12 protein-coding genes and 1 pseudogene are annotated in these 16559 nt (G+C 34.0%); 12 read left to right on the top strand and 1 reads right to left on the bottom strand.

Features of this window, described 5'->3' with window-relative positions; genetic code table 11:
• Positions 1 to 180 precede the first annotated feature (180 nt).
• The 10 genes and pseudogenes from QM409_RS01350 to QM409_RS01305 all read left to right on the top strand — a co-directional run bounded on the left by QM409_RS01350 (position 181) and on the right by QM409_RS01305 (position 14440).
• Positions 181 to 1938 (top strand): ABC transporter ATP-binding protein, encoded by a 1758-nt coding sequence (locus QM409_RS01350; RefSeq protein ID WP_125328477.1) that lies wholly within the window; start codon positions 181 to 183, stop codon positions 1936 to 1938.
• 4 nt (positions 1939 to 1942) lie between these two features.
• On the top strand, positions 1943 to 3667 hold the full coding sequence (locus QM409_RS01345; protein ID WP_125393984.1) for an ABC transporter ATP-binding protein: 1725 nt from the start codon (positions 1943 to 1945) through the stop codon (positions 3665 to 3667).
• 21 nt (positions 3668 to 3688) lie between these two features.
• Positions 3689 to 4276, top strand: coding sequence for an MptD family putative ECF transporter S component (locus QM409_RS01340; RefSeq protein WP_049510000.1), 588 nt, complete (start codon positions 3689 to 3691; stop codon positions 4274 to 4276).
• Positions 4273 to 4962 (top strand): energy-coupling factor transporter transmembrane component T family protein, encoded by a 690-nt coding sequence (locus tag QM409_RS01335; protein ID WP_219335869.1) that lies wholly within the window; start codon positions 4273 to 4275, stop codon positions 4960 to 4962. Before QM409_RS01340 ends, QM409_RS01335 begins: the two co-directional genes overlap by 4 nt.
• A complete protein-coding gene (locus tag QM409_RS01330; protein WP_070481752.1) occupies positions 4956 to 6326 on the top strand; it encodes an ABC transporter ATP-binding protein in 1371 nt (456 codons plus the stop codon). The genes QM409_RS01335 and QM409_RS01330 overlap by 7 nt, the downstream gene beginning before the upstream one ends.
• A gap of 246 nt (positions 6327 to 6572) precedes the next feature.
• A pseudogene (locus QM409_RS01325) lies at positions 6573 to 6887 on the top strand (CHAP domain-containing protein); the annotation flags it as partial.
• A 201-nt stretch (positions 6888 to 7088) separates the two neighbouring features.
• Positions 7089 to 7499 (top strand): thrombospondin type 3 repeat-containing protein, encoded by a 411-nt coding sequence (locus QM409_RS01320; protein ID WP_125328479.1) that lies wholly within the window; start codon positions 7089 to 7091, stop codon positions 7497 to 7499.
• Positions 7500 to 7546: 47 nt separating this feature from the next.
• Complete coding sequence (locus QM409_RS01315; RefSeq protein ID WP_414304896.1) at positions 7547 to 13771, top strand: DEAD/DEAH box helicase family protein; 6225 nt, start codon at positions 7547 to 7549, stop codon at positions 13769 to 13771.
• Between the two features lie 74 nt (positions 13772 to 13845).
• Complete coding sequence (locus tag QM409_RS01310) at positions 13846 to 14130, top strand: DUF5962 family protein (RefSeq protein WP_037619224.1); 285 nt, start codon at positions 13846 to 13848, stop codon at positions 14128 to 14130.
• Between the two features lie 13 nt (positions 14131 to 14143).
• Positions 14144 to 14440 (top strand): DUF5966 family protein, encoded by a 297-nt coding sequence (locus QM409_RS01305; RefSeq protein ID WP_125328481.1) that lies wholly within the window; start codon positions 14144 to 14146, stop codon positions 14438 to 14440.
• 13 nt (positions 14441 to 14453) lie between these two features.
• On the opposite strand, the gene QM409_RS01300 is transcribed toward QM409_RS01305, so the two are convergent.
• On the bottom strand, positions 14454 to 14651 hold the full coding sequence (locus QM409_RS01300; protein ID WP_004249782.1) for a hypothetical protein: 198 nt from the start codon (positions 14649 to 14651) through the stop codon (positions 14454 to 14456).
• Positions 14652 to 14810: 159 nt separating this feature from the next.
• On the opposite strand from QM409_RS01300, the gene QM409_RS01295 reads away from it, so the two are divergent.
• Both QM409_RS01295 and QM409_RS01290 read left to right on the top strand, forming a co-directional pair.
• Positions 14811 to 15452: a peptidylprolyl isomerase gene (locus tag QM409_RS01295; protein ID WP_414304897.1), complete on the top strand. Its 642-nt coding sequence runs from the start codon at positions 14811 to 14813 to the stop codon at positions 15450 to 15452.
• A 9-nt stretch (positions 15453 to 15461) separates the two neighbouring features.
• On the top strand, positions 15462 to 16547 hold the full coding sequence (locus QM409_RS01290) for a DNA primase (protein WP_414304898.1): 1086 nt from the start codon (positions 15462 to 15464) through the stop codon (positions 16545 to 16547).
• Positions 16548 to 16559: the final 12 nt, after the last annotated feature.

The following is a 16559-nucleotide window of genomic DNA, read 5'->3' as shown; positions in this document are numbered from 1 at the left end:
AATAGACTTATTTAGCCATATCTAATTGATTGAAATCCTCATTTATTATATAATAAATAACTGATAAAAACAAGAAAAACTATGCGTATTGCAAAAGAGTTTGAAAACAAGCCTCTAAAATCAGTCTAAAAAGGCTATTTATAGGGTTTGCTAATTTTAAGAAAAAGGAGGAGTTGTTCAGTGAAGAATAAGAAGAAATCAATACTGAAAAGACTAAAGGCTTACGGTGGTAAAAAAAGTTTTTTACTCTATATTGCTATGGTTATGTCTGCTGTATCAGGTGTCATGGTTTTGATGCCTATGGTATATATTCATAGAATTGTAAATAACTTAATTTTAAATGGGATGGTGAATTTTGATTATGTAAAGGAAAATTCAATTTATGCAGCAGTTTTTGCCGGTCTGGGGCTATTCATATACCTAATAGGTTTAATTTTATCCCATATTTTTGCATTTGAAGTAGAAGATAACATTATTAAGACTTCCGTAACAAAACTAATAAACAAACCGCTTGGGTATTTCGATGACAAAGAAAGCGGAAGGATAAGAAATGTAATTGTGTCCGGAGCGTCTGAAACCCATTCTTTTTTAGCGCATCAACTTCCTGATATGGCGATGACCATTATATCGCCAATCGTCCTACTTGTATTTTTCTTCGTGTTTAACTGGAAGTTAGGACTTGCCAGTATGATACCGATGATTATCGGTATGACATTGATGTCATCTATGATGACAGCCGAAACAAAAAAAATGAAAGATGAGTATTATGCAGGACTTTCCAATTTATCTTCTCAGACAGTGGAATATGTTCGAGGAATTCCTGTTGTTAAAACATTTGCACAAAGTGTTGAGAGCTTTGATAAGTTATATTCGTTAATCATAAAAGTAAAAGACAATGTACTTAAGCTTACTATGAGTTATATGAATAAAATGTCGTGGTTTGAAACCGTTTCTACATCGACGGCATTTTTCTTGGTACCTGTGGCATTACTCTTAATAAAATTTAATGGAAACTTATCTAATGTAGTTGCAGATTCTGTTATTTACTTCCTAATAGGACCGGCATTTGCTACTTTTATTATGAGAACTGCGACGATTACACAATCCAGTTATTTTGCGGAACTTGCTTTAGATAAAATTGAGAATATACTTGAGTTTGATGATTTTGTTTATGGAAATAAAACAAGTTCTGATGTTGGGATAGAGTTTAAAAATGTAAGCTTTTCTTATGAAGATGAAAATGTATTAGACGATATTTCATTTAAGGTGAATAAAGGAGAACGAGTTGCTTTAGTCGGATCGTCAGGCAGTGGTAAAACTACTATCGCAAGGCTTGCTGCACGATTTTACGATATTAAAACAGGTGAAATTTATATTGGAGGAATTAATATAAAAGATTTTGAAAAAGAGGCTTTAATGAGAAAAATTGCTTTTGTTTTTCAAAACTCTAAACTATTTAAAATGAGTTTAAGAGATAATCTTTTAATCGGAAAGCCTGATGCAACTAATGAAGAAATTGACAATGCCATAATCAATTCAGGGTCTAAAGATATTATTGAAAATTTAGATAAAGGACTTGATACTGTTTACGGAACTAAAGGCACATATTTTTCAGGAGGAGAAGCTCAAAGGATTTCTATAGCGAGAGCTTTTTTGAAAGATGCAGATATTATCATTTTAGATGAAGCTACAGCCTTTGCAGATCCTGAAAATGAACATTTGATTCAAGAGTCTTTTAAGAAGCTATCAAAAAACAAGACAACATTGATGATTGCTCATAGATTATCTACAGTAGTAGATGCGGATAAAATTCTTGTTATTGATAAGGGGAAAATTGTAGAAGAAGGCAAGCATTCAGATTTAATAGGTATGAGTGGGCATTACAAAAAACTTTGGGAAGAATATCAAAAATCCGTAAATTGGAAGATAGGAGGTTAAACATATGGTTTCTTATTTTATGAAAAAATATGCGATGTCAGAAAAAGGCGCTCTTAACTTAAAAAAAGCCATATTTTCACACACGCTTGTTAATTTAACTAAATTGTTCGCACCAATGATCGGTTTTATGTTTCTGTTTCAGTATATAGGCATTTTAAAAAGTATTGAGAGTTACAATTTTACTTCTGTTCATTATATTGTACTAATTGTAGTAATGATGATTGTGATGTTCTTAATAGCGAGGTGGGATTATGTAAGACTTTACACCAATGTGTACAACGAGAGTGCAAATTCAAGAATTGAGTTAGCGGAAAAGTTAAAGAAATTACCTCTTTCTTATTTTGGTAAAAGAGATTTGGCAGACCTTGCGGAAACCATGATGAATGACATGAACTTATATGAAACAATTTTTTCTCATGCTGTACCTCATATATATTCAACGGCTATATCCACAAGTATTATTGCTTTAATGCTTATCTTCTATAATTGGAAACTTGCACTTGCAGCCCTTTGGGTAATTCCCATTTCTATTCTAATTATATTTTTATCAAAGAAAAGTCAGAAAAAAATAGTACAATGCTGGATAGATGATAATCGTAAGGTTTTTGATAATCTACAGGAAAATATAGAGCAGATAGAGCAAATAAAATCTTACAACTTAGAAGATAGGATGTTAAATGATTTTTTTGAAAAATTAAATGCATCCACAAAACAGAAGACGAAAGGTGAAGTTGTTGCCGGAACACTTACAGGAATAGCTACCGCAATTTTAAAGCTTGGAATTATAAGTGTTGCCGTTATCGGCGTCAACATGCTTATGGCAGGGAAGGTAAGTGCGCTGGTTTATATCGCATTTTTAATGCTTACAGCAAGTATTTATCTTCCTATAGAAGGAATAATCACCTTTATGTCAATGATAGTTATTCTTGATGCGGTTGTAGGGAGAATAAAGGAAATAAAGACAACGCCTGTTCAAGAAGGCAAAAAAGATATTGACATTAAAAATTACGATATTGAATTCAAGGATGTTTATTTCGGATATGATGATTATTCTGTAATAAATTGTGTGAGCTTTACTGCAAAGCAGGGTGAAATCACTGCGCTAATCGGTTCAAGCGGAAGCGGAAAAACAACTCTCACCAAGCTTGCTGCAAGATTTTGGGATATAGATAAAGGAAAGATTTTGATAGGGGGAGAGGACATCGGTAAAATTGATCCGGAAACACTCCTTAAAAATTTCTCTATCGTTTTCCAAGATGTTACTCTTTTTAATTCAAGCATAAAAGATAATATAAAAATCGGTAAAAAAGATGCTACAGATGAAGAGATTATAAGAGCGGCTAAAATAGCAAGATGTTATGAATTTATAGACAAAATGCCGGATGGAATAGATACAGTAATAGGTGAAAACGGACAAAGACTTTCAGGCGGAGAAAGACAAAGAATCTCAATAGCAAGGGCAATACTAAAAGACGCACCAATCATATTGCTTGACGAGGCTACAGCATCTCTGGATGTTGAAAATGAAAGTCTAATTCAAGAGGCTTTATCCGAACTTATAAAAGAAAAAACGGCAATTGTTATTGCTCATAGATTAAGAACAATAAGAAATGCAAACAAAATCGTTTTATTAAATGCCGGAAAAATTGAAGCGATAGGGACAGATGAAGAACTTTGTAAAAGCTCGGAATTTTATAAAGCAATGCTTAGAAAATCAAATATTCAGTGAAAACTTATTTAGAAGGAAAATATAAAAATGGAAAAATTAAGAATTAAAGATTTAGTTACGATAGGTGTATTTACAGTAATATATTTTGTACTTATGTTTGCTTCGGGAATGATTGGTATTGTACCGATTTTATACTTGGCATACCCTACACTGGCAGGCATTATAACAGGAATAGTTATAATGCTCTTTATGGCAAAAGTTCAAAAATCATGGGGATTATTTATACTTGGGTTGATTTGTAGTCTTTTAGCAATTGCAATGGGAAATACATATGTAATATTGATACATGCTGTAATCAGTATGGCAATTGCGGAACTTTTAAGAAAAAAAGGAGAATATAAATCATTTAAATTTAATATGCTCTCATTTGCCGTATTCAACACTTGGATTTGTGGTTTCCTTATGCAAGTTTTGTTGGCTAAAGACAAGGTTATTAAACTGGCGGAAACAGGCGGTATGGGTCACGATTATATAATGAAGCTCATAGCACTTTTGAATTATCGAAGTATGGTATTAGTATATATCGGTGCTGTTGTCGGCGGGATACTCGGCGCATATATCGGTAAAGTCTTTTTGAAAAAGCATTTCGAAAAAGCTGGTATTGTATAATGCTCGTTTCTTTAGACAATCCATATAATCCCAATCCAATTAGTAAAATTTTAGTAAGTTTTTCACTTGGATTTGCTGTATTTTATAAAGTAAATACCTATTTTGAATGGGGAATTGTGCTTCTTATTTCATTTCTTTTTTTAATGAATGGATTTAAGAAAGAAGCCTTAAAAAACATATTATTTTTTGGGGTTCTTTCTTTGATACCTAATCTTGATGTAATTAGAAATATGGATGCTATTTTAATGATGTTTTTTATGCTATTTGCTGTATGTAAGATGTTTTATCTTCCATTTAGTGCGGGAAGTTTTTTTTTAAAAACATCGGATGTAGGAAGTGTAATATCCTCAATGGATAAAATGAATTTACCTCGTACTGTTTCTATACCAATTGCTGTAATGTTTAGGTTTTTTCCTTCATTTAGGGAAGAAAGTCACAATATAAAACTTGCTATGAAAATAAGAGGTATTACATTTAAAAATCCAATTTCATACATCGAGTATGTAATTGTGCCTTTACTTGTTGTATCTTCTAATATTTCTGATGATATTGCAAAGGCAGCAGAAACAAAATGTATTGAAAATCCTGTTAAAAAAACAAGGTACATATCCGTCAAAACGAAAACAGTTGATTTTGTTTATGTGCTTTCAATACTGATTATGGTTATAGGAGGAGCTTTATGGTAGAAATTGAAAATTTATCTCTATCTTATGGAAATTCTCCTAAAGTGTTAAAAAACATTTCTTTAGATGTAAAAAAAGGAGAATGTGTATTATTTACTGGGAAAAGTGGTAGCGGAAAATCTTCAATTATAAATTCTATCAATGGGTTAGCTGTACGATATGATGGAGCTTCTATGGGTGGAACCATCAGGATTGATAATAAAGATATTAAAAACCTCGAATTATACGAAATATCGCTCTTAGTATCAAATGTATTTCAAAATCCAAAGACACACTTTTTCAATATAAATACTACTCTTGAATTACTTCTCTATTTGGAGAATATAGGACTTTCAAAAAAACAAATGGATGAAAGACTAAATGATATGTTGGATTTGTTTCCGATAGAACATCTTTTAAATAGAGATATTTTTAAGCTTTCGGGTGGAGAAAAGCAGATTTTATGTATTGCTGCAAGTTATATATCTGGAACGGAAATCATTGTTTTAGATGAGCCTTCATCAAATCTTGATGAAGATAACATTTTAATCATAAAAGAAATGCTTATAAAACTTAAAGATAAGGGGAAAACTCTTATAATCTCAGAACATAGAATATTTTATCTAATGGATATTGTAGATAGAGTTTTTTTGATTAAAGATGGGGAAATACAAAAGGAATATACTCAAATAGATTTTATGAAAATACCGTCTGAAAAGCTAAAGAAGTTAGGTTTAAGAAATAAGAATAGAGTAAAACTTACAGTACCCGAAAATCAAAATAAGGGAAATTTAGAAGTAAAAAACATTGAATTTAAGTTTAATGGCATAGATAAAAAATTGCATTTAAAAAACCTCTCTTTTGAAATGGGAAAAATTTACGGCATAGTAGGAACAAACGGACTTGGTAAATCCACTTTGCTCAGATGCCTTATAGGCTTAGAAAGAAAATCGAATGATGAAATCTATTTGGCCGGCAAAAGACTTTCAAAATCAGATAGGCTAAAAATATCATCCCTTGTAATGCAGGATGTTAATCATCAGCTTTTTACCGATTCTATTGCAAGTGAAGTAAGTCTTGGAATAAAAAATATTGAAAGTAGTTATGTTGAAAATATTCTGAAAAAACTTGATTTATATGAATCAAAAGATCGTCATCCAATGAGCTTGTCAGGTGGACAAAAGCAAAGGGTAGCAATTGCATCTGTACTATGTAAAAAATCTAAACTTATGTTTTTTGATGAGCCTACTAGTGGAATGGATTATTGCAATATGATGAACATATCCCATCTGATCAACGAATGTAAAAGCGATAAGAAAATAATATTCATTGTTTCACATGACCAAGAATTTTTAAATTCGATAGCTGACAATGTTATATATTTGTAAATATCCATAGAGATACTCATATTTGAAAAATCAAAATAAAGGAGATTTAAAGATGTAAGGAGATAAAAATATGAAATATCATGACATGATAATAGAAATATAAGTGTATGTGAATTTCTTTTATCGTGTGAAAGTAAGATATTTTGTTTAGGAAAATTTTTATGCGTTATTAAATAATATAATAGAAAAAGAATACATTTCTTAAAGAGGACTTTTTACGCCAAAGTGTAGAAGTCCTCCTTTTTTATTCTCACTAACGGAAAAGGAGAGAATGAGAGTCGCTTAACCTTATCTTCCATTCATAATGGCCGTGCGATTGAGGGGACAAGAGTTCTAACGGGTGATGTTATAGGTGAAACACCAGATGATACAGGTTTGAAAGTCTCCTATCAAAAGTATAAGAACAAGTAAGAAAAATTGGTGTATGTCAATCCGCAATTTTATTTCCCAAAAGTCATTCAACTTCAGACTACTATTTTACCAGCAATTGGTCAGTTTGGTGGGGATGAGTTTGAACGAGCAAAACATATGTATGAGTTTTTGAAATCTCAAGGGGCAAGCGGTGGCAGACACCAGAATAAACCGACTGACTAGGTGGCTTACAGGTTCTGTAAGTCGTCTTTTTTACTTTAATAGTAATGTTTTACATTTTAAGGAGAACGCAGTTTTGGCTCGTTCTCTTTTTTTTGTTGTGATACTTCTTTCAAGGAATATTTGGTAGGATTGGAGTGAAAAAAGATTAACTAGGAAAGAAGGAAGTATATGGAAGCCATTTATCAACGTGATTCGGATCAAGATGGATTAACTGATGCTCAAGAATTGGCGCTAGGAACCAATCCTCTTAGCGCAGATTCTGATGGTGATGGACGTTCAGATTTAGTGGAAGTAGAAGAAGGAACCAATCCCTTAGAAAAGGATTTACAAGACATAGACCAAACAAGTATAACTGAACCGTCTTCAGTATTTATGGAAATGAAACAAAAGATTTCAAATATGATGGAGAGTCACTACAAGGAATTTATACAGGCTCTTATTAGTATTGAAACAGGGATTGAAAACGAACAAGACCTAGAAGACTTATATACTTACTACATGAGAACAGATTCTATTTCTCTTTTGTCTAGTGATTTAGAAACCAGTCCTCAAAAGGTTGAAATGGAGATAGAGTTGTAGGGGAATCATGTGATTCTCCTATTTTCGTATAGATGAAAGGAGCGAGTATGGAAGTAATGAAATTATTGGCTATGTTTCGTGGAACAATTCCAAAAGATAGGGAGAAAATGGACCTATTTCTTCGTTATCAAGCGCAACATTTTGATGAGAAATGGCAGGACTTGGTAGAGAGTTTTTTGGCTGAAGAGGGCAAGATAGAAGAGATACCTCATGTGTATTCGTTTCATCAAGATATTATTTCTTTCCTAGAGGCTAGTTCTGAAAATAATGACCAAGATTTAGAAAGTTACACAAGAAATTTTGGACAAGCAGGTCTAAGTAAATTATCTCAATTAAGTAATTTTGAGAAAAACTTGGTGCTAGAAGTCGCAACCTATAATCTTTCCACTCGATTTTACATCCAATCTGAAAAAGAGAAGTTAGAACCATTAAGTGAGCTTGTATGTCTTCAGAATCAGGATGTCAATTTAGTCAATGTCTATCGGGTTGCGAATAATCTATCTGACCGCATTAGTAGAGATATAGAGGAGTTTCTTCTAATGGTTGATTCCAAAGAACTAACAAAAGAAGTTCTTGAGATTCATTTTGAAGAAAAAGAAGGAGATGTTCTAGCCTATTTGGGTTCAAAATTGATGGCTACTTTAGATACTGTTACGGATTTTGTCCATCATGAAGAAAACTACAAACAACTACCACTGACACAAAAGCTGAAGATTATTACTCATTTTGATGAAGTAAAGGCTATAAGAGAAAAGTCTAAGCAAGTAGAGAAAGCAGTCTTACCTTTAGATAATATTGACCAGGTAGAAGAAAATGTGGAAGTTCATTCCCTATCTAAAGTAGATAAAATTGTAGAAGAAGCTTTGAGGAAATATCCAATCAATTCACAAGTAAGTTATAAAGGACAAGTATTTCAGTTGGTTTCGATTGAAAATGCACAGTTAAATGACTTAGTTCGCCTAGAGCTATTCAATGATTCCAACCAGTTATTTGAAGAGAATCCTATCTTATACTTGAACAGTTTGGAAGAGATTGAACAAGTATTGTCTCATGTAGAACTTGAAAAAGAAGATTCAGACATTGAGATTGAATCACCAAGTGAAAGCCAGGAAATAGATTTGTTTTCCTATCTGGAAGAGGATAATGAAAAGGAAAAGGATAAGGAAACAAAACCTTTAATTTCAGGTATAGAAGAGACGGATGTCCCCGTTCAAGATTTTGTTTTTCCAGATGATTTAGAGGACTTTTATCCTAAGACAAATCGAGAAAAAATTGAAACGAATATCGCCGCAATTGAACTTGTTAAAAGATTAGAAAAAGAGGGACGACAAGCGAATCCAGAAGAACAAGAGCTACTAGCCAAGTATGTCGGCTGGGGCGGTCTTGCCAATGAATTTTTTGATGAACTCAATCCAAAGTATGAAGCAGAACGTTTAACTCTTAGGAGCTTAGTAAGTAAATCAGAATACTCCACCATGAAACAAAGTTCTCTTACAGCCTATTATACAGACCCAATGATTATTCGCCAGATTTGGCAAAAATTACTGGTTGATGGTTTTGAGGGAGGAAGGATATTAGATCCTTCTATGGGGACTGGAAACTTCTTTGCGGCTATGCCTAGAAGTATACGAGATAAATCAGAACTCTATGGGGTTGAATTAGACAGTGTGACTGGCGCAATCGCAAAACAACTCCATCCAAATGTCCATATTGAAGTTCGAGGATTTGAAGAAGTTCCCTATCAAAATAATAGTTTTGATTTAGTCTTAACAAATGTTCCATTTGGAAATTTTCGGATTGCAGATAAAAACTATGAAAAACCTTATATGATTCATGATTACTTTGTCAAACACTCACTTGATTTAGTAAGAAATGGAGGACAAGTGTCGATTATCTCATCTATCGGGACAATGGATAAGCGGACTGATAATGTCTTACAAGAGATTAAATCCAACACTCATTTTTTAGGGGGAGTTCGGTTGCCAGATACGGCTTTTAAAAAGATTGCAGGTACTCGAGTGACCACAGACCTCCTCTTCTTTCAAAAGGATCAAGCAAAGAATCTTAATGAAGAGGAACTTGTCTTTAGTGGCTCTATTGCCTTTGAGGAGGATAAGCGTGTCTGGATCAATCCTTATTTTGATGGGAAATACAATACACAAGTTTTGGGTCAATATGAGGTACGTAATTTTAATGGAGGAACTCTCAATGTTAAGGGGGTATCAGAAACATTAGCTACTGACATTATGGAAGCATTCGAGAATGTGGAAGTACCTAAACCAATTGACAATTCTTTTAAAGCACCTGTTTTTATCCAAGAAGAAGTGGATAATTCTATTCCAAGTCGTATACGTGAGGACTTAGCGCTCTATTCTTTTGGATATGAGGGAAATCAAATTTATTACCGAGATACGCATGGCATTCGGAAAAGTTCAAAAGTAGACGAAATTAGTTATTATGTAGACGAGAAGGGAGAGTTTAAAGCCTGGGACAGTTCTTTGTCTGAACATAAAATAGATCGGTTCGTGCAACTTCATTTGACAGATGAGGAAGCACTAGATGTATACAAGTCAGAAGAAGCGAGTAAAAGAGGGAAATATAAGGGCTTGTTCAAAAAAACTGTCTTTTATGAAAGTCCCTTATCGGATAAGGATATTAGTCGCATTAAGGGCATGGTTGATTTGAGAGAGACCTATCAATCCTTAATTGAAATTCAACGCCATCCAGATTATAGTCGGACAGATTTTCAGGAATTGCTTGGCAAATTGAATCGTGACTATGACCGCTTTGTAAGTCAATTTGGATACTTGAATGCCTCAGTCAATCGGAACTTATTTGATAGTGACGATAAGTATTCTTTACTAGCAAGTTTAGAAGATGAATACATTGATTCTAAAAGTCAGAAAGTAAAATATAAAAAATCTTTAGCCTTTGAGAAAGCATTGGTTAGGCCAGAGAGAGTGATTGCAAGAGTTTCAACGGCTCTAGATGCCTTAAACTCTAGTTTATCGGATGGTAGAGGGGTTGATTTAGACTATATGGTATCAATTTATCCTGAACATAGCCAAGCTGCTATTTTAGATGAGTTGGGTGACCAGATTTTAATAGATCCAGAAAGCTATTTAAGAGGGGAAAGAAAATATCTTTCTAAGAACCAGTTTTTATCAGGAGACATTCTCAATAAGATAGAAGTAGTTCAACTATTAGTGGAGGAAAACAACCAAGAATATGATTGGAGCCATGCTTTAGATTTATTAGAATCTGTTCGCCCTCCAAGGATTCATCTTGCAGATATTGAGTTTAAAATAGGGTCACGTTGGATTCCTCAATCCGTTTATGGTAAATTTGCCTTTGAATGTTTTACCAATCGTGAATTTGAATTGTCTTCGCCAGATGTTGAACAAGTCATTGAAGTGAATCATGTTGATGGGCAGGTTCATTTAAGGACATCATTTGCTTATCGCTATCCAAGTGCCAAAGATAGTAGTCTTGGAGTTAGTGGGTCACGTTATGATACAGGAAGAAAGATTTTTGAGAATTTACTTAATTCGAACCAACCGACGATTACTATGACTATTACGGAAGGAGAAAAGAAAAAGACCATCACAGATTTGGAAAAAACCTCTGTTCTAAGAGCAAAAGAGCAGCATTTACAAGAGCTCTTTCAAGAATTTGTCTTACGGTATCCAGAAGTCCAACAAGTCATTGAGGAAAGCTATAATCGTCTTTATAATCGGACGGTTAGTCGAGTGTATGACGGTAGCCATCTAGTCATTGATGGCTTGGCACAAAACATCAGCCTTCGCCCTCACCAAGAGAATGCCATTCAAAGAATCGTAGAAGAAAAAAGAGCCTTGTTAGCTCATGAGGTAGGTTCAGGAAAGACCTTGACCATGCTTGGTGCTGGGTTTAAATTAAAGGAGTTGGGGATGGTTCATAAGCCCTTGTATGTAGTACCTTCTAGTTTGTCTGCTCAATTTGGTCAAGAAATCATGAAATTTTTCCCTACTAAAAAGGTCTTTGTGACCACTAAGAAAGATTTTGTGAAGGCGAGAAGAAAACAATTTGTATCACGTATTATTACAGGAGATTACGATGCTATTGTCATTGGGGATTCTCAATTTGAAAAAATCCCTGTCAGTAAGGAAAGACAGATGAACTATATCGAGGATAAACTTAATGAACTACGAGAGATTAAAACACATTCTGAAAATAAGTATACTGTTAAAGAAGCAGAGCAATCAATAAGTGGTCTAGAGAAACAATTGGAAGAACTGCAACGCTTTAATCGTGATAGTTTTATTGATTTTGAGAACTTAGGAATTGATTTTCTCTTTGTGGATGAAGCACATCACTTTAAAAATATTCGTCCAATTACTGGACTTGGGAATGTAGCAGGGATTACCAATACAACTTCTAAGAAGAACGTGGATATGGAAATGAAGGTTCGACAGATTCAGGAAGAACATGATTTTAAAAATATTGTCTTTGCGACAGGAACACCTGTTTCCAATTCTATTAGTGAGTTATATACTATGATGAACTATATTCAACCCGATATCTTAAAACGCTATCAAGTTGATTATTTTGACTCTTGGGTAGGTGCTTTTGGAGAAATTCAAAACTCTATGGAATTAGCTCCTACAGGGGATAAGTATCAGCCTAAGAAACGATTTAAAAAGTTTGTCAATCTACCTGAGTTGATGAAAATCTATAAAGAAACAGCTGACATTCAAACACAAGATATGTTGGATTTACCTGTTCCAGAAGCCCATATTATCCCTATTGAGAGTGAGTTAACTGAAAACCAGAAACTCTATTTAGAAGAATTAGTTATGAGGTCAGATATGGTCAAATGTGGAACAGTTGATCCGAGTCAGGATAACATGTTAAAGATAACAGGTGAGGCACGGAAACTAGCTATTGATATGCGTTTATTGGACTCTAGTTATAGTCTAGCAGACAATCATAAACTGCTTCAGGTAGTGGATAATGTTGAAAGAATTTATCGTGAGGGAATGGAAAATAAGGCTACTCAGATGATTTTTTCAGATATTGGCACACCTAAGAAAAAGGATAATGGCTTTGATGTTTATTCTGAAATAAAGGCTTTATTAGTTGATAGAGGAATCCCTAGTAAGGAAATTGCCTTTGTACATGATGCCAATAGTGATGAAAAGAAGAATAGCTTGTCTCGAAAGGTCAATGCAGGAGAGGTGCGGATTCTTCTTGCCTCAACTGAAAAAGGAGGAACAGGTTTAAATGTTCAGAGCAAGATGAAAGCAGTTCATCACCTGGATGTACCGTGGAGACCAAGTGACATTCAGCAACGCAATGGACGTATTATCCGACAGGGAAATGAAAACAAGGAAGTGGATATTTACCACTACATTACCAAAGGTTCATTTGATAATTATCTATGGGCAACTCAGGAGAACAAACTCCGTTATATTAAGCAGATTATGACTTCTAAGGAGCCGATTCGTGCTGCAGAAGACATTGATGAGCAGACCATGACAGCTTCTGATTTTAAGGCACTAGCAACAGGTAATCCTTATCTCAAATATAAGATGGAACTAGAGAATGATCTAACTCTATTAGAAAATCAAAGACGCGCCTTTCAACGTAGCAAGGATCACTATCGTCATACAATCTCTTACTGTGAAGAAAATATGCCTATTCTTGAGAAACGATTAAGCAAATATGAAGGAGACATTCAACAGTCTGAAATGTCGAAAGACCAGGCATTTTCTATGACGGTAGGTAAGCAAGCTTTTGATCAACGATCTGAAGCAGGGGAATCCCTACACCGTCTTATCCGTCATAATCAAGCTGACAGCAAAGAATTCCGTACCCTAGCAAGCTATAGAGGATTTGACATTAAAATGCTTAGTCTACCAATAAATCAACCTCTTCCTGAAACCTTCTCTGTTAAGATTGTAGGAGAAAATCAGTATTCTGTCAGTTTAGATTTGTATTCTCCTTTGGGGACAATTCAAAGGCTTCAGCATACGATTGATCATATTAAAGAGGACCAAGTGAAAACTCAGAACTTATTGGATGAATTAAAGGATAAATGGACTACTGCTAAAGTTGAAATTGAGAAAAATTTTCCAAAGGAAGAGGATTATCAAACTAAAAAGGCCGAATACGATGTACTCGCGCCATTGATTGAAACAGAAACGGATTTAGATATTATTGATCAGGCATTAAGACAATTCCACGAAAAAGGAAAAGAAAAGCAAGAACAACTTTCTTTTGAATTAGATTAAAAAATAGATATAAATAGCGGACAAGAAAAGAAAAGCGCGGTAGAATAAAGATAGAAAGAAACGAGGTAACGATTATGATGGAAGATACCTATTATCAATTAGAAGAGGCTTTGGTACAGGGATTTCAAACAGCTGAAGAATACCAAGCCTACAAGGAGCTAAAGGAACATTATGAGGAAGTGACAGGCGATTACAGCTTTTCCAAACGAGAACTCACTAGTCAATTGGAAATCGCTCTTCAGAATCACCGAGGTGTGGACTTTGAAGATCATGAGAAAGAGGATTATTTGGACTTAGTTCAAAAGCTAGAGGAATTTGATTCCTCTCTTGCCACCCATTACCGTCAGTTGATTGATTAGGAAGGAACAAGTCATGAATGATTTACTCCTTATCCCGGTAATTTTTATAGCAGCAGGAGGAATTCTCATTCTTTTATGGAGACTCTTTCTTATTGCCAGTGGACTTTTCCTTATTGGTTTTATCAGTTTTCTTATTTTCGTGGAGGTCTATGGAATTTATTTGTTCTTTACTGAACCTACTTTATATTTTGATGATATCAGACAACATGGTTTAACTAGTTTTACGGTTGTGTACCTTTTCATCAATCTGATGTTGGTTCTGGGATTCAGTTGGCGCTTCATTAACTCCATAAATAAGAAAAAAATGTGAACTTTTTAGATAGTCAAAAGACTTTATCTGAATCTAAATTCGGATAAGGTTTTTTATTTGCCTTGATTCTTTCATATACTTCATAGCTAAATTGGAGCAATAATTTATGAAAATCATTATCCTCACTATTATTACTTGTATTTATGGCTTGTTTATGTCGTTCAATATGAGAAAGAGCTCTTCTCAAATTTTCTTCTTTTAATTTGTTCATATTTATATTATAAACTGAAGACAGCTAGTTTTGATATTTTTCTCTGAACTGTATGATTTTGAGCCTGAAATGTAGGAATCACCTTTCGTTGTGGTGTGATAAAACTTACAAGTTCTTTTTGTTATTCTTGACCTAGTTTTTATAGAAAGAAGGTCTAAGATGTTAAATAAAGTCAAAACTAAAGCCTTAATTAGTGTTGGAGCAGTAGCCGCAACTAGCTTTATTCTCATGATGGGATATACTGCTGGTCAACTTTCTACTGCTAAACAAAGTCGCAAAGAGATTGAATTGGCTGCAGCTAAACTTGTAGAGGATAAACAAGCAGAAGATAAAGCTACCATTTTGTCATCGGATACTGTAAAAGAATTTTTAACACAGTATTATACGAAAGAAAAACTCGGAGAAAATAATACACGTATTCAACCTTATATGACTGAATCAGCTTATTCTCAAGAATTGTCAAGTCAAAATGATGCCATGAACCAAGTGTATAAGGACTATATTTTGGATTATCATTTTGAAAAAGCTGATATCTTTGTCAATCAGACTACGAATCAAGCTATTGCCATGGTCTCTTATAATGTAACCTATGTATCTGATTTAAAGAATGCCAACCAATCAAAGACCAATCAGACAGAAACTAGAACGGTTAAGTTGTCTTATTCGAAAATACCAGGTAAGTTATTGGTCAACCAAGTACAGGTTTGGAAATCTGGGTTAGATGATTTAGATAAGGCCACTCCCAAAACTCTAGAAGAATCATCATCAATACCATCACTGCCAAATACTACGACAAAATGATGATATTGCATGGAAATAGAAGAATGTAAACAAATTTCAATTCTTGATGTAGCAAGTCGTTTGGGTATCTCCTTTAAACAAGTTTCTAGCAGTGTCTATGAACATCCTGAACACGATTCATTCCGAATTTTTTCGAATACCAATACTTTTAAATGGTTTTCAAGAGATATTCAAGGTGATGTCATTGATTTTGTTCGACTTGTTAAGGGAACTTCCTTTAAAGAAGCTCTAACTTTTCTTTCTGAAGAACCTTTTCAAAAAGAAGCTGTTCAAGAAAATAGAGATAGACCATTTTATTATCCTTTAAAGAGAATAGAAGATTCTAGCTGTAGTCTGGCTAGATATTATTTAACAGAACGTAGAGGAATCTCAGAAGAAATCGTACAAAAGATGATTCAACAAGGTTTGCTAGCACAAGCCAGTTGGAAAACAAATGAAACTGTTGAACCTGTTATTGTTTTTAAAAGTTTTGATCATCGTCACAAACTGCAGGCAGCAAGCCTACAAGGGATTTATAAGAATCCCGCTCTTTCTAGAGAGAGGTTAAAAACGATTCTAAAAGGAAGCCATGGACATATTGGAATATCCTTTGACATTGGTAAACCAAATAGACTGGTCTTTTGTGAATCGTTCATCGACTTGATGAGCTATTACGAACTTCATCAACAAAGTCTATCTGATGTTCGTTTGGTATCTATGGAAGGATTAAAAAGGTCTGTTGTCGCTTATCAAACTTTACGACTGATAGCTGAAGAAAATCAGAAGTTGGAATTTTTAGATACAGTAACACCTTCAAAGTTATTGCCTTTGATCAATACAATTCGTGATACCACTACCTATTTTGATAATCATCCTGATTTATTGACACTTGCGGTAGATTGTGATGATGCAGGAAAAGATTTTTCTGATAAGTTATCTCAAGCAGGATTGCCTGTTAAACTGGATTTACCTAATAATGAATTTGGGAAAGAAAAAATAGACTGGAATGATGTTCTTAGAGAAAAGAAATCAGATTTTCAATTTAAGATTGAGACTGCAAAAGAGAAATTGGGGAATCAACCAGTAAGGCAAACCTATCAATGTTTAGAATTGTGATAACAAAATCAA

This window comes from Streptococcus mitis, from assembly GCF_047465045.1.
Lineage (GTDB): Bacteria > Bacillota > Bacilli > Lactobacillales > Streptococcaceae > Streptococcus > Streptococcus mitis_DT.
The sequence above is the reverse complement of the archived record's forward strand: the minus strand, read 5'-3'. Positions and strand labels throughout refer to the sequence as shown.